Here is a 19,661-nt window from a genome sequence, read left to right on the forward strand (position 1 = left end):
AACACTTGCTTGAGTCGCGTCAGGCTTTTACAAAACCCTGAACGTTGTTAAAATATTTGTTTTCTTCAAGCATTTAGCTTCCAGAATTTAAGGACACTAAAGTAATGCCGAATATCCGCGTCAAAGAGAACGAGCCGTTCGAAGTCGCCATGCGCCGCTTCAAGCGCGCTGTAGAAAAAACCGGTCTGCTGACCGAACTGCGCGCCCGCGAGTTCTACGAGAAGCCGACTGCCGAGCGCAAGCGCAAGCAAGCCGCTGCCGTGAAGCGTCACTACAAGCGTCTGCGCAGCCAGATGCTGCCGCCGAAGCTGTACTAATCGCTTCGTAGCACGGCAAGAATGCAGGACCGCAGGCAACGCCTGCGGTTTTGCCATTTGTACTTCACGAATTCCCACCATCTGCCATGCCGATGGTTTCGTCTTTTTCCGCGAGCAAGACATGAGCCTCAAACTGCGCATCAGTGACGACATGAAAACGGCCATGAAGGCCAAGGACGCCGAGCGTCTCGGCACCATCCGCCTGCTGATGGCGGCGATCAAGCAGAAGGAAGTGGACGAGCGCGTCGAACTCGACGATGCCGGCATCATTGCTGTGGTCGACAAGATGCTCAAGCAGCGCCGTGATTCGGTCACCCAGTACGAGGCTGCGGGCCGCCAGGACCTGGCGGACAAGGAAAAGGCGGAAATGGACGTGCTGACTGGCTACCTGCCGCAGCCGCTCACCGAAGCCGAAATCGATGCGCTGATCGACACCGCCGTGGTGCAGAGCGGTGCCGCCTCGATGCAGGACATGGGCAAGGTCATGGGGCTGTTGCGCCCGCAGATGGCCGGCCGTGCCGACATGGCCGTGGTCTCCGCCCGCATCAAAGCCAAGCTGGCCGGCTGAGGTGCCCGCACGCGTGCTCTGTTCGCAAGCTGTTCGGTGGTGCTGCCTGGCTGACGCGAGAACCTGTCGTTGATTCCGCAGGATTTCATCGATCAGCTGCTGTCCCGCGTCGACATCGTCGACGTGGTGGATCGTTACGTCCCGCTCAAGAAGGCCGGCCAGAACTTCCTCGCCTGCTGCCCCTTCCACAAGGAAAAAAGCCCTTCGTTCACCGTTAGCCCGAGCAAGCAGTTCTATCACTGCTTCGGCTGCGGCGCCCACGGCTCGGCCATCGGCTTCGTCATGGAGTACCAGGGACTGAGCTTCGTCGATGCCATCCGGCTGTTGGCCGAAGGGCTCGGCATGCCGGTGCCGGCGGAGCGTTCGGCCAACCCGCAGGCCAGCCGCGAGGCGCGCGAGCGCAAGGTGACGCTGGAAGACCTGTTGCAGCGCGCGGCGGCGTACTACAAGCAGCAGCTCAAGTCCTCGCCCGCCGCGATCGGCTACTTCAAGGGGCGGGGCCTGACCGGCGAGATCGCCGCGCGCTTCGGCCTCGGCTACGCGCCGGGCGAGTGGCAGAACCTGCAGGCGATTTTCACTGACTACCAGGACGAGAAACTGGTGGAGAGCGGGCTGGTGATCGCGGGCGACGAGGGCAAGCGCTACGACCGCTTCCGCGACCGCGTGATGTTCCCGATCCGCAACCAGCGGGGCGGCATCATCGGTTTCGGCGGGCGGGTGCTGGGCAAGGGCGAGCCGAAATACCTCAACTCGCCGGAGACGCCGCTGTTCGAGAAGGGGCGCGAGCTGTATGGCCTGTACGAGGCGCGCCAGGCGATCCGGGAGAAAAACCGCGTTCTGGTGGTCGAAGGCTATATGGACGTGGTGGCGCTGGCTCAGTACGGCGTCGAATACGCGGTGGCGACGCTCGGCACCGCCACCACTGGCGAGCACGTGCGGAAACTGCTGCGCCATGCCGACCAGGTGTACTTCTGCTTCGACGGCGACAAGGCCGGGCAGAAGGCGGCGTGGCGTGCGCTGGAAAACAGCCTGCCGCAGCTGGTCGACGGCAAGGCGCTGAACTTCTTGTTTCTGCCGCAGGAGCACGACCCGGACAGCTACATCCGCGAGTTTGGTCGCGAGGCGTTCGAGGAATGCCTGGAGCAGCAAAGTCTGCCGCTGTCGGTCTATCTCACCCGTGAGCTGACCGGGCGCGCCGACATGAATACCCCGGAGGGCAAGGCCGACCTGATCCGTCAGGCCATGCCGCTCCTGAACCAGATTGCCGCACCGGCGCTGGCGCTCATCATCAAGAAAAGGTTGGCCGAACTGGCCGGCGTGGACGTCGACGAATTCGACATGCTGATGGGGCTGAAAAAGCCGGAGCGCAAGGGCAGGCGCGAATACCGTCTGCCCAACGAGTCGAACCGCTACATCAACACGCCGATCGTGCGCAAGCAGATCAAGTGGCTGCTGATGAACCCGCGCTGGGCGGAGGATGTGACGCTCTCCGACAGCGTGGCGCTGTCCGACGAATTGGCCTGTTTTGCCATGTTGGCCGAACGAGTGCACGAGATGCCGCAGGAGCCCAATACGGCCCGGCTGGTGGAAAGCATTCGCGGCACCCCTTTCGAAGGGCTGGTGGACAGCGTATTGCAGCAGGCTATGCAAGACCCCGACGAGTTTGCCGACACCGGCGAGGAGGCACGTCAGCAGTTTCAGGACGGCAACGTCAAACTGCTTAAATTGTTGCGTGAAGCCGAACTGGAAAGGCTAAAACAAAAGTCAAGGAATGAAGGTCTAACACCTGAGGAAACCCAGTTGCTGCGCGCCTTGCTGACCCGGCAAGGCTAGTGGTGCTGGGGCTCGTCACGGGGTTATGGTAAACTTAACTGTTTTTTTTCGGCTTTTTTCAAGCAGGAAGCGAAATGGCGGCCTCTCCCGAAAATCAGAAAGATATGCAAGACAACGAGCAGGAATCGATGAGTCTTGAGGATCAGCGCAAACGCCTGCGTTTGCTGATCGCGCTGGGCAAGGAGCGCGGCTACCTTACCTACGCCGAGATCAACGACCATCTTCCGGAAGACGTGTCGGATACCGAACAGATCGAGAACATCGTCACGATGATCACCGGTCTGGGCATTCAGGTCTACGACGAGGCGCCGGATGCCGATACGCTGCTGATGTCCGACGCCACGCCGGCGGTTGCCGACGAAGACGCGGTGGAAGAAGCGGAAGCGGCGCTGTCCTCGGTCGACTCCGAGTTCGGTCGCACCACCGACCCGGTGCGCATGTACATGCGTGAAATGGGCTCGGTCGAACTCTTGACGCGCGAAGGCGAGATCGAAATCGCCAAGCGCATCGAAGACGGCCTCAAGCACATGATCGAGGCGATCTCGGCCTGCCCGGGCACCATCTCCGAAGTGCTGGCCCTGCTCGAGCGTGTCGAAGCCGGCGACATCCGTGTCGACGAAGTAGTGGACGGTTTCATCGATCCGAACGCCGAGGTCGAGGAAGAAGTGCCGTTCGCCGAGCCGGTCGACCCCGACGAGGTGCTGGACGAGGAAGAGGAAGAGGAGGAAGCCGAGGAAGAAGACGCCGAAGCCATCTCCAACGCCAACCTGGAAGAACTCAAGCTGCAGTCGCTGGAGCACTTCGCGCTGGTGCGCGCGTTGTTCGAGGAACTGGTGGTGGTGCTGCGCAAGCAGGGCAACCAGAGCGAAGAGTACCGCCAGCTGCAAGGCGCGATCACCGAGTCGTTCATGAAGGTGCGCTTCGCCACGCGCCAGATCGAAAGCCTGTGCGAGTCGCTGCGCAGCCGTGTCAACGAGATCCGCTCCTACGAGCGTGATATCCAGGACATCTGCGTGACCCGCGTGCGCATGGATCGCGCCCACTTCATCAAGTACTTCCCCGGCAACGAGATCAACACCGACTGGGTGGAAGACGAGATCAGCTCGGGCAAGCCGTGGTCGGAGGCGCTGACCCGTTTCAAGTACGCCATCATCGAGAAGCAGACCAAGCTGGCCGAACTGCAGGACCGCGCCATGCTGTCGATCAAGGACCTGAAGGAAATCAACCGCCAGATGTCGGCGGGCGAGTCCAAGGCGCGCCGCGCCAAGAAGGAAATGATCGAGGCCAACCTGCGTCTGGTGATTTCCATCGCCAAGAAGTACACCAACCGCGGTCTGCAGTTCCTCGATCTGATCCAGGAAGGCAACATCGGCCTGATGAAGGCGGTGGACAAGTTCGAATACCGCCGTGGCTACAAGTTCTCGACCTACGCCACCTGGTGGATCCGTCAGGCGATTACCCGCTCCATCGCGGACCAGGCGCGCACCATCCGCATTCCGGTGCACATGATCGAGACCATCAACAAGATGAATCGCATCAGCCGCCAGATCCTGCAGGAGACCGGGCACGAGCCGGATCCGGCGGAACTGGCCGAGCGCATGGAAATGCCGGAAGACAAGATCCGCAAGATCATGAAGATTTCCAAGGAGCCGATCTCCATGGAAACCCCGATCGGCGACGACGACGATTCGCACCTGGGCGACTTCATCGAGGATCAGAACAACCTGGCACCGTCCGACGCGGCGATGTACTCCAGTCTCAAGGACGCCACCAAGGAAGTGCTGGAAACGCTGACCCCGCGCGAGGCCAAGGTGCTGCGCATGCGCTTCGGTATCGACATGAACACCGACCACACGCTGGAAGAGGTGGGCAAGCAGTTCGACGTGACGCGCGAGCGTATTCGTCAGATCGAAGCCAAGGCGCTGCGCAAGCTGCGCCACCCGACCCGCTCGGAGCGCCTGCGCAGTTTCCTCGACAACGAGCCGGGCAACCAGTAACCGATATTCTGCTATAATGCGCCCCCACAGGGCCTTTAGCTCAGTCGGTTAGAGCAGAGGACTCATAATCCTTTGGTCCCGGGTTCGAGCCCCGGAGGGCCCACCACGAAAATCAACGGCTTACGGTTAATTCCGTAAGCCGTTTTGTTTTGTCTGTAGAAGTTGTAGGGGGATTGTAGGGCTTGTGGGGGGTGACCTGCCCCCAGGATTAGGGCCAAGGCCTACTCAGTAACGTCGGTTAAAAATTCCTGCTTTTGCGCCTGCCCCGCTTGTTCTCCCATGCGGAAGCCTGCCGCAAATGCCGAGGGTGTTTGATAGTCCAGCGAGCTGTGTGGTCTTGCTTCGTTGTAATCCTTTCGCCACACAGCGAGTTCGGCCCGAACATGCGAGAGACTCATGAACAAGTGCTCGTTCAGGCATTCATCGTACGCATTGCCGTTCACGTCAATGTCACCCACCATGGGCAGGACGGTTGCCGGATTGATCTCGATTGGGGATATCTCAACGGGCTGGTGAGCTAATTCCTGATGGTTGCCAGAAGAAGCTCTGACCGTATTGCGATTGGCTGGGGCGGTGGTTGAGGAGGGCACTTGTCTCATTCGAAATTACCGAAGGCGAGGTCAACGACTGTACCGCCGCCCTGGAGTTGATCACCCAGTTGCCAGCAACTGAAGTGATCGTGGCCGACAAAGGTTACGACAGCGAGCACCTCCGCCTGCGGATCGCGGCTCAGGGTGCGCGTCCTGTAATTCCAAGAAAACGGAATTCAATCAAATGGAACGCCGATCAGGATCAAGGGCTGTATCGCTGCCGGCGCTTGGTTGATGACGCCTTTGCCCGGTTGAAGCATTACCGAGCCGTGGCATTTCTATTCGCCAAGCTGAAACGAAATTACGAAAGTGTAATTGCCATGGCTTGCGCGTTCTAATGGCTACCGATATGAAACGTCAACCGCCCCTAGCTTGTTCGTAACCTTGCCCTCCATTTCTGCGGGCGTTTTAAACAATTCACAGCGTTGGGTCATCTACCGGACGCTTATGCACAACATTTTAGACTATCCAGGTCGCCAGCCTGCTCAGGCCGGGCCGTTTCGACTGTCCCGCTGGAACAGCGGGCTCCTCTTGATCGTCTGCGCCAGCAGCGTGGTTGCTTCATTGACGTTGTCGGCTATGAATAGGGTGGTATCGGTCTGGGGCAGAGAGGGCAGTTCCCCTTCGATGATCACCAGGCCTTCCTCGACTGTCGTTCGCGGCGTAATGCCGACCCCGATGCCGGCCTTCACGGCCGCAAGTACCCCACCGCGGCTGTGACTGGTGAAAGCGACTCGATAGGGCCTGTCGCTCAGCTGCAGTGCCCGGGTTGCCGTCTCCCGGTAGTAACAGCCTTCCGGAAAGAGCACCAGCGGCAAGGGGGTGCGTTGGTGAACCGGATGTGTTTCTGCCCGCACCCAGATCAGTTGGTCGCGGCAGAGACGCAGGCCTCCGTCCGACAGTGCGGGCATCTCGACCAGCGCCAGATCCAGCTGGCCTTCGTTGACGAGGGAGGCAAGATAGTGGGGGCGGTGGTCGCAGGTGACCTCTAGCCAGGCTTCGGGATACGAGAGCATATAGGCCTCCAGCAGCGGGGTCAGCGCTCGGGTCGCATAGAGGTCGTGGGTGCCGAGGCGTACCTTGCCGGTGATATTGGCGTTCTGGAATGAACCGAGAATGCGGTCATGCAGGCTCAGCAGTTGATGGGCATGGGTGCGGAGCTGCTCGCCGGCTGCCGTCAGTCTGACGCCGTACTGGCCGCGCTCGAGCAATGGCGCCGTCACCAGCGCCTCAAGCCGGTTCAATTGCATGCTAATGGTCGAGGGCGCCCGGTGCAGCCGGCTCGCCGCCGTGGTCAGGTTGAGCGTATCGGCAACGACGACAAAGGTGCGCATCAGTGGAATCGGGATATCTGCCATGTTCAGAATTCAACATTATTGAATGTAACTTTCAATATTTATCGATTTACCGAATGATGGCAAGCGCTTAAGGTTGCCGGGTTGTCACTGAGATGCAGAACCCCCTTCCGAGCCTGTAAGGAAAATTCGCAATGCGCATGGCGATAGTGTTTGGAATGAATCAGGTGATCAGCCATGGCTTTGGCCTGTTCCTGTTTGCGGCGCTGGTGCCGCTGATGCGCGAATCCATAGCGATCAATCACTGGCACCTGGCGCTGGTCGGTGCGCTGACGCAGATGGCCTACCTTGGGGGGGCGATGCTGCTGGGGCTTGTCGGGCCCCGGCTGAAAACCGCAACGCTGGCACTGGCGACCGGTACGGTATCGACGCTGCTGCTGTTCTCGATGTCACAACTTCGGGACCCACTGGTAATGGTTGTCGCGTTGGTCTTTCTTGCCGCGAGCGCCGCCATGAGCTGGGGTTCAATTGTCGAGATCGTCAGCCGCTGCGCCCAGCCGCATAAGCGTTCCACCTATCTGTCCTGTGCCTCGAGTGGTACTGCCTGGGGCTACGCCCTCAGCGGCCAGCTGCTGCTCTGGGTCGTGCCCGCTTGGGGCTGGGAAAGCTGCTGGATAGTTGCAGGGTTGACGGGTTCGCTGGTAGTCGGGTTGACCGGGTTACTGCTACGCGGGCTGAAAGCGCCGATATCGGACCGCACGGACAGCGGTGACGCAGCGATTCCAGTTTCGAGGCTTTTGAGCACAATCCTGACCGAGCGTACTGCACTGTTTGCCTGTCTGATCTGCTTTCTGGTGGGGTTCAGCACGATGCCGTTTTCGAACTGGCTCAACAGCTACCTGGAGGAACTCAGCCTGCCGGCGTCCCTCGGGGGGTACTGCTGGTCGATCGTCGGCTTCACCGGCATGGTTGCCGGTTTCGTGATCGGCAAGCTGGCCGACCGGAAGGGCCATGCCGGTGCTCTGCTGCTGATTTTCGGCTGTTTCGCACTTGGGCTGCTGGCCTTCGCCTACGACCCGGCGAACGCAGCGCTGATCGCGAGTTTCGGCTATGGCCTGATGTATTTCCCGATGTGGGGAATTGTGGCCGGCTGGGTCAACCAGCACTACTCGTCGACGGCGACCATGCAGATTGGTGGACTCTGCATGGTGACGTTCGGCCTCGGAGGCACACTAGGCAACCTGTTGATGGGGTTGATCCGCGACAGCACCGGCTCACTGCAGGCCGGTTATGCGACGCTGGCGTTCGTGGCGATGCTGCTGGCCGGATTGGGTCTGCACATTAAACGCGCAGAAAAAAAGCACCTGCCGGATAGCGGCGTCCCGAAGCCCGTTTAGGAAGCGCTGAACAAAACCCTGTCATGAGGTAATACAGCCTGCCCGCAGATGGGTCTCGTCATGCCCCACCATGGTTTACGCGTTCTTATGGCTACCACTCAGCCTCTAGGATAAGAACCGGCAAACTAGGGGCTTTTTCAACAAAAAAAGACATTCCGCTCCTGGGATGTCTTTATGCCCTACCACCACCCAAGCAGGCGGTCGGCCAGACTGGACAGCTTGCTGGAGACAAACTCCCAGCTCTCTTTCAGAATTGTGGCCGCCGCTGACTTCACCGTTTTCCATAGCCCTGGGGACGCGGCTTCCCAGGCGCCTGAGGAGACGTTCCCTGGCTTGGCTTCACGGGTGAAACTCCGCTTTTTTTCGTTGGGCAGGGTACGGACGATGGTTTCGACCAGCGTGATAAGCCCGCAGCCTTCCTCGGCGGAGACGGCGCAGGTTTGGGAGCGGGTGATCTTGAAGGAACGGCAGACGCACCGAAGGAAGCTCATCCTCAACCCGTGGTGGTAAATCACCGTAGGCGTTGTGAGGTGCAGATCATCACCGGACAGGTGACCAAGAAGAAGGGTGGGGACTTGCCGCGCTCTCTATGTTAAGGAGGGCCCTAGGAGGACCTGGGTGGCAGAATGGAGGCAGTGGTGCCTGCATTCTGCCTCGGTTCGGTTGCCCTTGGTTGCGGCTAGGTACTTGATTTTAATATTAATCGGTCGGGTCGATTTCGGTAACGCGCCCCTGATACGCCGCTCATAATCCTTTGCTCCCTGGGTCGAGCCCCGGAAGGCCTACCAAGGCAGATCGGAAAGGACCTATCGCGAAAGCGATAGGTCCTTTTTCTTTGCCGTTCTGGCGTGGAGGGATGGGGGCGAAATGTGGCTCGAGGCCGTGATTGCACCCTCTGGGATGGTGCATGGGACGCGGAACACGGCTGCATGGCGCAATGGGCGGGGCGCTTAGAACAATGCGGCCGCCAGGTTGATGGTCAGGGCCAGCAGGGTGGTGTTGAAGGCAAAGCTGAGGCAGGCGTGAATGAGGACGCTCTTGCGCACGCGCGAAGCGGTAATGGCGACGTCGGAGGTCTGCGAGGTGGCACCGATGGTGAACGAGAAATAGAAGAAGTCGCCGAAGGTGGGCTGCCGGGTGCCGGGGAAGTCGATGCCGCTGCCGGGTGTGCGGTCGCCGCTGTGGGCGTAGTAGAGATGGGCGTAATGCAGCGCATAGAGCGTATGCAGGCTGACCCAGGCGGTGGCGATGGTGACCATGGCCGCCAGGGCGTGCGGCAGACGCCCGCCCCCGGGCAGCCCCTTGACGCCGGCGAGCAGGAAGAAGATCGCCCCGACACTGGCGGTGAGGGCGGCGATGGCCATCCCCAGGGATATCATCCAGCTGGGGTCGAGCTCGGCCGCATGATGGCGCACGTCCTGCGGCCCAGCGTGACCGATCAGCCAGCCCACGGCGAGCAGCCAGATCAGCGAAGCGGCATTCCAGCCCACCAGCACCTGAGCCACCGGGTTGCCCCAGAACGGGTTGGCCAGCGCCGCCAGCACGCCGCCAAGCGCCGCGACCAGCAGGCTGCGGCGCGCGAACAGCGGCCAGTGCCGTCGATGTTCCATTCTCGTATTCATCGCGCAGTGCAACTCCTGTCGCATGACATCCTCGTTGTTCCCGCATCCGCCCGAATCCGGCCTCGGAGGCCCGTTACCGGCCTGGGGCGAAGAGGCCTGCTGTCTTCGCTGCCGTCGGGTTGGATCGTATCCTGACTGTAGCCTACTCGCCCAGGGACGGAGGGGCGGGAGGGCGCGGTTCATGGCGAGCGTACCGGCGATGCGGCGATATTGGCAATGCGCTTTGCCCCCGGGTCTGGTCGGCGTGAGGGCGGCTGGCGACGCATTGTTTCCTGTCGCAACCGAGGGCCTGGCAGAGGGAGTTGTGTGCGCTGAGGGTGGGACGCCCGGTGCCCACCGCCTGTCATGGGCGGCGTGTGGCGGCTCGGTCGCATGGGCGCGGAGTCTGCCATGACAGAGCAATGTCTTGCAGCCGTACTATGATTACAGACACAGACGGGCGAACCACCCGCTCCTGCTCGCATCAAACCGATGTTACTCGGCGGTACTTTCTCTACTGAACATTCTGCAAGACTCGATGGAGGGCCTCACATGAAGAAGATCATCGTTACCCTTACGGCTGTCGCATTCGGTGTCAGCGCTCTTTCTGGCTGCGCCAACATGAACGAAACCCAACGCGATACCGGCACCGGTGCCGCCATCGGCGCGGCCGCCGGGGCGGTGATTGGCGGTTTGACGGCGGGGGGGCATACCGGCCGCAGCGCGGCGACCGGCGCCGCCGTCGGTGCGGCGCTGGGGGCGGGCGGGGGCTATCTGTGGTCGAAGCACATGCAGGAGCAGAAGGCGGCGATGGAGCAGGCGACCAAGGGGACCGGCGTGAGCGTGAGCCAGACCGCCGACAACCAGCTCAAGCTCGATATCCCGAGCGACGTGTCGTTTGATTCCGGCCGTTACGACATCAAGTCCAATATGCGCCCGATCCTGGACCGCTTTGCCACCACATTGAATCAGAACCCGGTGACCACGGTGAAGATCATCGGCCATACCGACAGCACCGGTTCGGATGCCATCAATGGTCCGCTGTCGGTGAACCGCGCCAGCGCGACGCGGAGCTACCTGGTGGCGCGCGGCGTGGCGATGAACCGCATCAGCATCGACGGCCGCGGGTCGAGCGAACCGATCGCGAGCAACGGCACTGCGGCGGGTCGTGCCAAGAACCGCCGCGTCGAGATCTTCGTCGGCGAGGCGGCACGCTAAGCAAGGCCTGCCCGGCCCAGCCGACGGCATCGTGGTTGGCTGGGCCGGGGCGTGAGCTGTCGGTAGCGGGAGATGCAGAGGTCCGCCATCAGGCGCCCAGGCAGCTCAGCAGGAAGGCGATCCCGACCAGCAGCGCCATGAGGCTGGCCAGCAGCACGGCGCCGGCGGCGATATCCTTGGCCACGCCGATTTCCGGGTGCCGCTCGGGGTGCAGGTGATCGGTCAACGTCTCCAGTGCGGTATTGGCCAGCTCCGCCACCAGTACCAAGCCTACCGCCAAGGCCAGAATGGCCCACCACAGCGCCGCCGGGCGCACCAGCAGCAGCACGATCAGGATGGCGGTGGCGGCCAGCAACTGGGTGCGCAGGCTTTTTTCCCTCCCGACGGCCAGCACCAGTCCGCGCAGTGCGTAACCCAGCCGCTTATCGAATGACTGTCCTTTCACTCCCTCTCCTTGTGCGTTCTGTCTGATGTGCTGCCGCCGGTGTCAGCGCCGGATCCAGCCCGTGGCAATGGGCCAGGCGAAGAGCGTGCGGTAGAGCCGCAGGGCGAGCCGGGTGATCTGGTCGCCGGCCCAGGCCCAGAACGGTGTCACCACGGCTTGGCTGATGCCGCTCACCGCAACGGCGCCGAGCATGTCGAGTGGAAAATGCACGCCAAGGTAAATGCGTGCCCAGGCCACGGCCAGGCTGGTCAGCAGGACCAGCGTGCCCAGCGGTTTTTCCCGGCCCAGGAACAAGGCGATGCCGATGCTGGCGAACACGGTCATGTGATCACTGGGAAACGACGAATCGGCGGCGTGCGGGATGAAGGCGTGCCCCAGCCCCAGGGCGAAGGGACGAGGATGCGGCCAGATCAGCCCGATCAGCTGGTTGAAGCCGAGGGCCAGCAAGGCGACCAGGCAGGCTTTGAGGGCGACGTTGCGGCGCGCATCGTTACCCCAGAACCACAGGCCAAGCAGCAGCAGCGGGATCAGCAGGATCAGGTCGTCGGCGAGAACGGTGGCGGCGGCGATACGCCACCACGGGCTATCGGGAGCCCCATTGAGGGTGAGGAACAGGGACTGGTTCAGTGTTTCGAGGTGAGTCATGCGGGGATTGTCCGGGAAACCGTGCCGATGGGGAGGGGGTGCCGCCGTCTGGCCTCGATGATAACGTCGCAGACGCGATTCGTCCGGGCTGGGCGGTGCTGGCGAGCTGCTGTAGCGAGCATAGGCCAGCGCCGGGGAGCAGCGGTGCCTGTCACCTCATTTTAGACGGCAGCTGGATGACTTCGCCGGCCACCATGAAGCTCCCGTAGCCACGGTGGTGCAGCGTCTGCGGCGCGGGGCGCGTCGGGTCGATCCAGGCCGCCAGCACCTCGAGGACGAAGAAGTCGTATTTCTCCACCAGGGTGGTATCCACGACCTGGCACTCGAGGTTGGCGTAGCACTCCGCGATCAGCGGCGGGGCGATGCGCGAGGCGGGGGCCGGCGTCAGGGGCAGGGTGGCGAACTTATCGACCGTCCGCCCGGAGCTATTGCCGCAGGCGACCACCTGCTCCGCAAGATCGACGGTGGGAATGTTGATGGCGCATTGCCCGCTCGCCGTCAGCAGGGCATGGCTGGCATTGCGGCGGCTGATCACGCATCCGACTAGGGGCGGCTCGAACTCCAGCATGGTGTGCCACGACATCGCCATGATGTCGGCGTGGCGGGCGTCGCCGGTGCTGACCAGGACCACCGGGCCGGGTTCGAGCAGCCCATACACCTGGGCCAGGGGGTAAGGCTGTTTGGTCACGCGTATGTCCCTTCGCTGGCGGTCTGGTATGGGCTCAGGTCGAGCCGGATAGCTTCAGCGTAGGCCGGGGGCGGAGGTGTGCCAACCGCGCATCGCGGTTTGGCGGCATGTGGCGGCGTGGCTTCGTCTGGGGCGCGAGGAATGCTCAATAGGTTGGCCGAAGCGGTCGGTGAGGGTGACGCGGAATGGCGACAGCCCCGCTTCCGAGAAAGCCGGGCTGTCGCTGTTTGCGCCGAGGAGGGCGTGCCGGTTTAGGCCTCGGTCATGGCGTACGAGAAGCGCCGCAGTTGCAGCGGCACGTCACCCAACTGGGCTTCGCGGCGCGCCAGCGTGACCACCTGCTCGTGCTTGGGCGAGCGTTCGCACACCGGGTCGAGGGTGTTGGCGTCGCCGGCCAGCGCCAGCGCCTGGCAGCGGCAGCCGCCCCAGTCCTTTTCCTTGTTGTCGCAGCCGCTGCACGGCTCCGGCATCCAGGCGGTGCCGCGGTAGGCGGCGAAGGCGGGCGAGTCGAACCAGGCTTCGGCCAACGTGCTGGCCGGGAAGCGCGGGAAGTCGAGGTGGGTGAGGGTCTGCGCGGCGTGGCAGGGCAGCAGCGTGCCGTCCGGCATGACGTTGAGGAAGCGTTGCGCCCAGCCGCCCATGCAGGCCTTGGGGCGGCGCGCGTAGTAGTCGGGGATGACGTAGTCGATCACCATGCGGCCCTTGACCCGCTCGCGCCATTCGGTCACCAGCGCCGTCATGGTGTCGAGCTGGGCTTCGCTCGGGATCAGCGCGGCGCGGTTCTGCAGCCCCCAGCCGTAGTACTGGGTGTTGGCGACCTCGACGCGGGCGATGCCGCGCGCTTCGGCGTAGCTGAGCATGGCGTCGAGTTCGTGGGCGTTCTGCCGGGTGATGACGAAGTTCAGCGTCAGCGCCAGGCCGGCGGCCTGCACCAGGTCCAGTGCGGCCTGCTTCTTGGCGACGCCGCCCTTGAAGCCGGAGAGCGGCTCGGCCACGGCTTCGTCCAGCCCCTGGAAGCTGAGCTGGACGTGGTTCAAGCCGGCCTCGGCCAGCACCGCGAGCTTGGCTTCGTTCAGCAGCACGCCGGAGGTGATCAGGTTGCTGTAGAGGCCGAGCCGGCTGGCGTGCGCCACTAGCTCGGGCAGGTCGGCGCGCGCCATCGGCTCGCCGCCGGAGAAATGCACCTGCAGCATGCCCATCTCGGCGGCTTCGTCGAGGATGGCGCACCACTCGGCGGTGCTGAGCTCGGCGCTGGCCGGGGTCAGCGCCAGCGGGTTGGAGCAGTAGGCGCAGCGCAGCGGGCAGCGGTGGGTGAGTTCCAGCAGGACGGCCAGCGGCGGGGTCAGGGCGGTATCAGTCATGGCGCAGGAACCCTTTCTCGCTCATGGTGGTGAACAGGGCCAGCACGTCTTGCTGCACGGTGTCGAGCGGCGCGGCGTATTCGGTGGCCAGGCTCGCGCACAGCGCGCCGATGCTCTGGCCGCGGTTGCGTTCCAGAATCAGCCGCGCCATGTCGTCGACGATCAGCATGCGTTCCGGCCCCAGCAGCACCCAGCGTTCGCGCACCTTGTCGTGCTGCAGCCGGGTGCCGGGGGCGAGCCGCACGGTGCTCTCGAGGGTCAGCATGGCGGCCGGCTCGGGTCGAAGGCGCCCGGCGGGATCATGCCCGGCGCGACGTAGGCGGCGTAGAGCGCGTCGAGCTGCGCCCACAGCACGTTGCACTTGAAGGTCAGCGCGTCCAGCACGCCCTGTTGTTCGGCCAACGTGGTGGCGTGGCGCTTGACGTAGTCGAGCGCGAAGTCGGCGTCGCGCGGCGCTTGGGAGAGGCGGCGGCGGAAGTAGGCCAGCACCTTGTCGTCGATGAAGTCGTAGTTTTCCAGGAGGCCGACGATGCGCTCCTTGTGGATGGCCGGGGCGAACAGTTCGGTGAGGCAGGAGGCGACGGCGACCACCGGCGGGTGGCGCGCCACGAAGTCGACGTAGGCTTCCACCGCGAACACCGTGGCGGGCAGCGCGCCCTGGCGCGAGATGACGTAGTCGCGCGACAGGCCGAGGCCGTCGGTGAGCACCAGCCAGCGTTCGATGCCGCCTTCCTCGTCGCCGTAGCCGTCGTGGTCGAGGATGCGCTGCACCCACTCGCGGCGCAGTTCGCGGTCGTGGATGCGGCTGATCAGCGCGGCGTCCTTGCGCGGAATCGCCGCCTGGTAGCAGTAGCGGTTGAGCGCCCAGGCCTGCACCTGGCCGAAATTCAGCTTGCCGCCGTGCAGCAGGTGGTGGAAGGGATGGCGGTTGTGATAGCGCTCGTGACCGATGGTGCGCAGCGCATCTTCCAGTTCGGCCGGCGACAGCACGGCAGTAAGGGGCTTATTCAACGCAGAACTCCATGCCGTCACGGGCCAGTTGCCAGCCGGCGGCGACGATGGCGGCGCGCTCCGGGCTGTCGGCAAGCAGGACGGGGTTGGTATTGTTGATGTGGATGAACAGCTTGCGTGCCAGCGGCACGTCCTGCCACAGCGCGATCGCGCCGCCCTCGCCGCTCATCGGCAGGTGACCCATGCGCGAGGCGGTCTTGTGGCCGACACCGCAGGTGATCATCTCGTCCTCGGTGAAGGTGGTGCCGTCGAACAGCAGGCTGTCCTCGGGGCGCAGGCGCGCCTTGATGTCGTCGGGCAGCGCGGCGCAGCCGGGCAGATAGAACAGCCGGCTGCGCGAGCCCACCGCGCTCAGGGCGAGGCCGATGGTGTCTTCCGGCACGCTGCCGAAGTTGGCGGCGTGCGGGTCTTCCAGCCACAGCGCGACCTTGCCGGGGATGGTGAAGGGTTCGACGCGCACCCCGGTGTCGGCGCCGTTGGCGTCGAGCACCGGTTGCGGCTGATCCAGCGTGAGGGTGCGGCGCGCCACCTGCTGGCGGTCGAGCACGTTGAACACGGCGTTGGCTTCCAGCACGCGCTGCACGCGGCCGCTGGCGTACACCGGGAAGGCCTGGCTCTCGCGCAGCGACAGCAGGCCGGCGATGTGGTCGACGTCGGCGTTGGTGAGCAGCACCGCGCTCAAGGGGCTCGAACGCGGGAAGCTCTGCGGCTGCAGCGCCGGGGTGGCGGCGAACTGCTGGCGGATGTCGGGCGAGGCGTTGATCAGGACCCAGTGCGCGCCATCGGCGGATACCGCGATCGATGATTGCGTCTGCGGCGTGGCGCGGTGGCCGAGACGGGCCGCCTGGCACACGTCGCAGGCGCAGTTCCATTGCGGCAGGCCACCGCCGGCCGCGGCACCGAGAATGATGACGCGCAACATGGGGTCGGGTCCTTGTCTCAGCGCTCGGCGCACATGTAGCAGTTGATCTCGCAGCCGAGGGAGACTTCGATCACTTTCGGGGTGGTCCAGGTACGCATGGTGAATCCTCCAAATTGAGAACTGAATTGCCGGATGGCCACTTCACTATAAGGAGGACGGGAGCCGCATGAGAATGCGACTTTAGTCGGACGGGGGTTCCGTAGCATTCCTTGTCGCATCGGGGGCGTGGCTTGATGGGGTGCGGTGCGAGCGCCTCCACCCATCCTACGGCGCGGGCCGGCAAAAAAAGACCCGCCAGGTGGCGGGTCGAATGCCCTGAATGACAATGCACGGGCAGGAGGAGTCAATCGGTTGGCTGGTCGGGGGCGGCCAGCGCGGGGAGTTCGGCCAGTTCGTAGCGGGCGTAGAGGAAGCCGACACTGCGGCGCCATTCGGCGCGCGCCTCGGCCCAGCCGGCGAACTCGGCCGGGATCGGCAGCGCCATCGCCTCGGTCGGCGTCAGGCCATGCCGCGCGGCGTCCTTGAGCGTGGCGTCGAGCCACTGCAGGTAGCGGCGTGTGGCGCGGATCGGCGCGGCGTCGTGCGTCACCGCGCCGTGGCCGGGCACCAGCGTCTTGAATGGCAGCGCTTCGAGGCGGTCGAGCGCGGCCAGCCAGTCGGGCAGGCTGGCGTTGGGCAGGGTCGGGGTGCGGCCGTTGAACACCTGATCGATGGCGTACAGCACGCCGCTGGTGTGGTCGAACACCGCGATGTCGGACTGGGTGTGGCCCGGCACCGCGATGAATTCGAGCGTGTGCCCGCCGATCTCGCGCACGCCGGGCGTGAGCGGGGCGTTGGGCAGCAACGGTTCGGTGCCCTGCATGCGGTCGCCGACCAGGCGGTAGAGGTTTTCGGCCAACCCTTCGGCTTCGTTCCTGAGCATGGCCGTGGTTTTTTCGTCGGCGCGGATCGGCACGTCGCTGAAGGCCTGGTTGCCGAGGAAGTGGTCGGGGTGCTTGTGGGTGATGACCAGTTCGCGCACCGGCTTGCCGGCGGTGCGCTCGATGACGCGGCGGTACTGTTGGCCGAAGGCGCGCGACGGCCCGCTGCCGATCACCACCACGCCCTCGGCGGTGGCGATGAAGGCGGTGTTGACCAGGAAGCCGCCGTTCTGCGGCGTGAAGTAGCCGGTGTCGGCGATCACCGCCCAGCTGTCGGGGGCGACCGCCTGCGGCGTGATCGGATACTCGGCGGCGCGGGCACCGGCCACGGCGCCGAGTCCGGCCAGCAGCGCGGCGAGCAGGCGCAGGCGGTGCCTTATCATGGCAGCACCGGCAGGCGGCCGCCGAAGGCGTTGCCGTCGCTGTCCTGGGCGTCGATCCGCAGACTGTCGCCGTTGAGCAGGGCGAGCTGGAAGGTGAACAGCGGGTTCTCGGCGAGCGGCGCGTCGAGGCTGAGATGCGCCAGAGGCTGGCCCGCGCTGTCGCTGAGCCGCAGCTGCGTCAGGTGGAACTTGGGCGTATTGCCGACCAGCCCGGTGTCCATCGGGTGCATCACGCGCAGGCGGATGCGGTGGGTGGCGCCCTCGCGCCAGACCCGGCCGTACATCTTGCCCAGCAGGTTGGCCCAGTCGGTGCTGGCGCGGGTCGGGGTGGGCAGGGCGCAGCCGCCGCCCGGGGCGTCGACCAGCTGTCCGCCGACGTGCCAGACCCCCTGGGCGTCGCGCGCCGCGGCGCGGATCGGGGTGGCCTGGTTGACGCGCATGGCGACGGCGAAGACCGGCTGCAGCCGCAGCGGCTGGAAGCGCAGCGCCAGCGGCAAGGGGTTGTAGTCGGCGAACAGCACGATCTCCTCGACCCGGCCGAGCGCGCTGGCGTCGACGCTGACCGGCACGCGCTGGCCGTCTTCGACCTGCTGCGGCAGCGTCACCTTGACGCGCTCGTCGAACACCGCCGGCTGGTCGCCCAGCACGGTCTTGTGCATCACGTCCCACATCACCGAATGCAGCGGGTCGGCTTGCGGTGCGGCGTGCAGCGGCAGGCTGGTGCCCAGCAGGACGAGCAGGGCGGGGAGGTGGCGGGCAAGGGGCGGCATGGCGGGGTCCGGGGTTCAGTGCTCGTCGGGCGCGCGGTAGCTGACCTGGTAGCGGGCGAACAGCCGGGCCAGCTCGCCCGACTGGCGCAGCTCGGTGACGATGTCGCTCGTCGCCCAGGCCAGGTCGCGCAGGCTTTCCTTGGTGGCCATGCCGACCTCCCAGCGGGCCTTGATCAGGCCGGGCGCCTGCGGCTGGCCGAGGCGCCACTCGCCGCGCGGCAATCCCCATTCCAGTTCGCTCTGGGTACCGTACACCGCGCCGGCCTTGTCCTCGCGCAGCGCGGCCACCGCGCCCTGGGCACTGGGGTAGTGCTGCAGCTGGCTGCGCAGCCGGCCGCCCTGCAACGAAGACAGGTAGAGGTCGGCCAGGCTGTCGTTTTCCACCGCTATGCTGTCCTGGCCGATCTGCAGGGTGGAACCGGGGACGTTGCCCCCGGCCCAGGCGAGGTTTTCGCTGTAGTAGGCGCTGAACAGGTAGGCGTTGTCGTTGCGGCGCGCCAGTTCGGGGTCGAACGGCACGTGCAGCATCAGGTCGGCGGTGCCGCCGCCGAGGTAGTGGCCCTTCCACACGGCGTTGCGCAGGTCGCCGTCGACGTCGTCGGCCGGGGTGATCGGCATGAAGTTGACCGCCAGGCCGAGCTTCTTGCCGATGGCGCGCGCCAGATCGACGTCGATGCCGGTGAGTTCGCCGTCCTTGACGAAGGAGAACGGCGGGAAGTCGCGGTACACCGCCACCCTGAGCACTCCGCCCGCGCGGATATCGTCCAGATTGGCGGCGCGGGCCTGCTGCGTCAGCAGCAGCGGGGCCACGAGCAGAGCGGTCAGAAAATGGCGGCGGTTCATGATGTCATTCCTGATGCACGGTATCGAGCCAGGAGCGGATGGCCCAGGCGGCTTCCTGCGACAGGATGCCCTCGAACGGCGGCATGTAGGTCACGCCGTTGCGGATCGAGCCGTGGCGGATGCGGCCCTGGAACACCGCGTCGCCTTCTTCGCCGGCGGGCAGCTGGCGCAGGTCCGGCGCGATGCCGCCGGAGATGGCGTCGATGCCGTGGCAGCGCGCGCAGTTCTGGGCGAAGGCGGAATGCCCGATGCGGATGGCGTCGGCATCACCGCGGTAGGGGTTGCTGTCCAGCCATTCGCTGCCGAGCTTCTTCAGATTGCCGGTGTCCACCGGTTGCGGGGTGACGTTGCCGTGACCGTAAGCGGTACCGAGGAGGGTGAGACTACCGGCGAGGGCCAGCGTCAGCATGCGGAGGGTGGCGGGTTTCATGTCGTGCTTCCTTGCTCTGGTGGTGAAGAACTATTCGCCAGCTCGGCCAATTCGGCCTCGCTGAACAGGCGCGAGCGGGTGATGAAACGTACCCCTTCGGGTGCCTCCACCGAAAAACTCGAGCCGCGACCGGGAACCAGGTCGATGGTCAGGTGAGTGTGCTGCCAGTACTCGTACTGAAAAGCGCTCATGTAGAACGGCACGCCGGCGATCTCGCCGAGGTGGACGTCCTGGGCGCCGAGATGAAAATCGCCCTGCGGGTAGCACATCGGGGCGCTGCCGTCGCAGCAGCCACCGGACTGGTGGAACAGCAGGGGGCCGTGCCGCTCGGTCAGTTTGCTGACCATGGCGGCCGCGGCGGGGGTGATGTCAACGCGATTGACCATGGTATTCCTCGCGCTGGGCGGCATGGCTGCCGCCCCGCAGG

22 protein-coding genes, 1 tRNA gene and 2 pseudogenes are annotated in these 19,661 nt (G+C 64.5%); 8 read left to right on the top strand and 17 right to left on the bottom strand.

The window, feature by feature from the left end; translation table 11 throughout:
- Positions 1–104: 104 nt before the first annotated feature.
- From rpsU to FURADRAFT_RS02450, 5 genes are all read left to right on the top strand, one after another.
- On the top strand, positions 105–317 hold the full coding sequence (gene rpsU / locus FURADRAFT_RS02430; RefSeq protein ID WP_008952516.1) for a 30S ribosomal protein S21: 213 nt from the start codon (positions 105–107) through the stop codon (positions 315–317).
- Between the two features lie 121 nt (positions 318–438).
- Positions 439–885, top strand: a complete 447-nt coding sequence (locus FURADRAFT_RS02435; RefSeq protein WP_008952517.1) for a GatB/YqeY domain-containing protein — start codon at positions 439–441, stop codon at positions 883–885.
- A gap of 69 nt (positions 886–954) precedes the next feature.
- Positions 955–2,718, top strand: a complete 1,764-nt coding sequence (dnaG, locus tag FURADRAFT_RS02440; protein ID WP_008952518.1) for a DNA primase — start codon at positions 955–957, stop codon at positions 2,716–2,718.
- A gap of 74 nt (positions 2,719–2,792) precedes the next feature.
- Positions 2,793–4,715 carry an RNA polymerase sigma factor RpoD gene (rpoD, locus tag FURADRAFT_RS02445; protein WP_008952519.1) on the top strand — a complete coding sequence of 641 codons (1,923 nt, stop codon included), beginning with the start codon at positions 2,793–2,795 and terminating at the stop codon, positions 4,713–4,715.
- Between the two features lie 29 nt (positions 4,716–4,744).
- Positions 4,745–4,821, top strand: a tRNA-Ile gene (locus tag FURADRAFT_RS02450).
- Between the two features lie 115 nt (positions 4,822–4,936).
- Here the strand turns inward: FURADRAFT_RS02450 and FURADRAFT_RS21335 are convergent.
- Positions 4,937–5,155: pseudogene (locus FURADRAFT_RS21335) on the bottom strand (integrase core domain-containing protein); the annotation flags it as partial.
- Between the two features lie 152 nt (positions 5,156–5,307).
- On the opposite strand from FURADRAFT_RS21335, the pseudogene FURADRAFT_RS02460 reads away from it, so the two are divergent.
- Positions 5,308–5,643 (top strand): annotated as a pseudogene (locus tag FURADRAFT_RS02460) (transposase); the annotation flags it as partial.
- A gap of 147 nt (positions 5,644–5,790) precedes the next feature.
- Here FURADRAFT_RS02460 and FURADRAFT_RS02465 read toward each other — a convergent pair.
- The gene (locus FURADRAFT_RS02465) at positions 5,791–6,663 is read right to left on the bottom strand and encodes a LysR family transcriptional regulator (RefSeq protein ID WP_008952521.1); all 873 of its coding nucleotides are present in this window, start codon (positions 6,661–6,663) and stop codon (positions 5,791–5,793) included.
- 155 nt (positions 6,664–6,818) lie between these two features.
- Between FURADRAFT_RS02465 and FURADRAFT_RS02470 the strand changes: the two genes are divergently transcribed.
- A complete protein-coding gene (locus FURADRAFT_RS02470) occupies positions 6,819–7,997 on the top strand; it encodes an MFS transporter (RefSeq protein ID WP_201441908.1) in 1,179 nt (392 codons plus the stop codon).
- Positions 7,998–8,176: 179 nt separating this feature from the next.
- Here the strand turns inward: FURADRAFT_RS02470 and FURADRAFT_RS20380 are convergent, their stop codons facing one another.
- Positions 8,177–8,488, bottom strand: a complete 312-nt coding sequence (locus FURADRAFT_RS20380) for a hypothetical protein (RefSeq protein ID WP_008952523.1) — start codon at positions 8,486–8,488, stop codon at positions 8,177–8,179.
- Positions 8,489–8,947: 459 nt separating this feature from the next.
- Positions 8,948–9,607 carry a DUF1345 domain-containing protein gene (locus FURADRAFT_RS02480; RefSeq protein ID WP_236261511.1) on the bottom strand — a complete coding sequence of 220 codons (660 nt, stop codon included), beginning with the start codon at positions 9,605–9,607 and terminating at the stop codon, positions 8,948–8,950.
- Positions 9,608–10,219: 612 nt separating this feature from the next.
- Here FURADRAFT_RS02480 and FURADRAFT_RS20930 point away from each other — a divergent pair.
- Positions 10,220–10,816, top strand: coding sequence for an OmpA family protein (locus tag FURADRAFT_RS20930; RefSeq protein ID WP_328269183.1), 597 nt, complete (start codon positions 10,220–10,222; stop codon positions 10,814–10,816).
- 88 nt (positions 10,817–10,904) lie between these two features.
- Here the strand turns inward: FURADRAFT_RS20930 and FURADRAFT_RS02490 are convergent, their stop codons facing one another.
- From FURADRAFT_RS02490 to FURADRAFT_RS02550, 13 genes are all read right to left on the bottom strand, one after another.
- Entirely contained in the window at positions 10,905–11,261 is a 357-nt protein-coding gene (locus tag FURADRAFT_RS02490; protein WP_008952526.1) for a diacylglycerol kinase, read from the bottom strand.
- Positions 11,262–11,303: 42 nt separating this feature from the next.
- The gene (locus FURADRAFT_RS02495) at positions 11,304–11,906 is read right to left on the bottom strand and encodes a phosphatase PAP2 family protein (RefSeq protein WP_008952527.1); all 603 of its coding nucleotides are present in this window, start codon (positions 11,904–11,906) and stop codon (positions 11,304–11,306) included.
- A 151-nt stretch (positions 11,907–12,057) separates the two neighbouring features.
- Positions 12,058–12,594: a flavin reductase family protein gene (locus FURADRAFT_RS02500; RefSeq protein WP_008952528.1), complete on the bottom strand. Its 537-nt coding sequence runs from the start codon at positions 12,592–12,594 to the stop codon at positions 12,058–12,060.
- A gap of 251 nt (positions 12,595–12,845) precedes the next feature.
- Positions 12,846–13,955, bottom strand: coding sequence for a pyrroloquinoline quinone biosynthesis protein PqqE (gene pqqE / locus FURADRAFT_RS02505; RefSeq protein ID WP_008952529.1), 1,110 nt, complete (start codon positions 13,953–13,955; stop codon positions 12,846–12,848).
- On the bottom strand, positions 13,948–14,220 hold the full coding sequence (gene pqqD, locus FURADRAFT_RS02510; protein WP_008952530.1) for a pyrroloquinoline quinone biosynthesis peptide chaperone PqqD: 273 nt from the start codon (positions 14,218–14,220) through the stop codon (positions 13,948–13,950). The genes pqqE and pqqD overlap by 8 nt, the downstream gene beginning before the upstream one ends.
- Positions 14,214–14,966, bottom strand: a complete 753-nt coding sequence (gene pqqC, locus FURADRAFT_RS02515) for a pyrroloquinoline-quinone synthase PqqC (protein ID WP_008952531.1) — start codon at positions 14,964–14,966, stop codon at positions 14,214–14,216. The genes pqqD and pqqC overlap by 7 nt, the downstream gene beginning before the upstream one ends.
- The gene (pqqB, locus tag FURADRAFT_RS02520) at positions 14,959–15,888 is read right to left on the bottom strand and encodes a pyrroloquinoline quinone biosynthesis protein PqqB (RefSeq protein WP_008952532.1); all 930 of its coding nucleotides are present in this window, start codon (positions 15,886–15,888) and stop codon (positions 14,959–14,961) included. Before pqqB ends, pqqC begins: the two co-directional genes overlap by 8 nt.
- Before the next feature lie 17 nt (positions 15,889–15,905).
- On the bottom strand, positions 15,906–16,319 hold the full coding sequence (gene pqqA, locus FURADRAFT_RS21340) for a pyrroloquinoline quinone precursor peptide PqqA (protein ID WP_081455924.1): 414 nt from the start codon (positions 16,317–16,319) through the stop codon (positions 15,906–15,908).
- Positions 16,232–17,191, bottom strand: a complete 960-nt coding sequence (locus tag FURADRAFT_RS02530; RefSeq protein ID WP_008952533.1) for a quinoprotein relay system zinc metallohydrolase 1 — start codon at positions 17,189–17,191, stop codon at positions 16,232–16,234. Before FURADRAFT_RS02530 ends, pqqA begins: the two co-directional genes overlap by 88 nt.
- Positions 17,188–17,961 carry a quinoprotein dehydrogenase-associated SoxYZ-like carrier gene (locus FURADRAFT_RS02535; RefSeq protein ID WP_008952534.1) on the bottom strand — a complete coding sequence of 258 codons (774 nt, stop codon included), beginning with the start codon at positions 17,959–17,961 and terminating at the stop codon, positions 17,188–17,190. The genes FURADRAFT_RS02530 and FURADRAFT_RS02535 overlap by 4 nt, the downstream gene beginning before the upstream one ends.
- Positions 17,962–17,976: 15 nt before the next feature.
- Positions 17,977–18,804, bottom strand: coding sequence for a substrate-binding periplasmic protein (locus FURADRAFT_RS02540; RefSeq protein ID WP_008952535.1), 828 nt, complete (start codon positions 18,802–18,804; stop codon positions 17,977–17,979).
- Positions 18,805–18,808: 4 nt separating this feature from the next.
- On the bottom strand, positions 18,809–19,234 hold the full coding sequence (gene pedF / locus FURADRAFT_RS02545; RefSeq protein WP_008952536.1) for a cytochrome c-550 PedF: 426 nt from the start codon (positions 19,232–19,234) through the stop codon (positions 18,809–18,811).
- Positions 19,231–19,620 (bottom strand): DUF779 domain-containing protein, encoded by a 390-nt coding sequence (locus FURADRAFT_RS02550; protein WP_008952537.1) that lies wholly within the window; start codon positions 19,618–19,620, stop codon positions 19,231–19,233. The genes pedF and FURADRAFT_RS02550 overlap by 4 nt, the downstream gene beginning before the upstream one ends.
- Between the last annotated feature and the right edge of the window lie 41 nt (positions 19,621–19,661).

The sequence above is a fragment of the Pseudogulbenkiania ferrooxidans 2002 genome (assembly GCF_000174355.1).
Classification (GTDB): domain Bacteria; phylum Pseudomonadota; class Gammaproteobacteria; order Burkholderiales; family Chromobacteriaceae; genus Pseudogulbenkiania; species Pseudogulbenkiania ferrooxidans.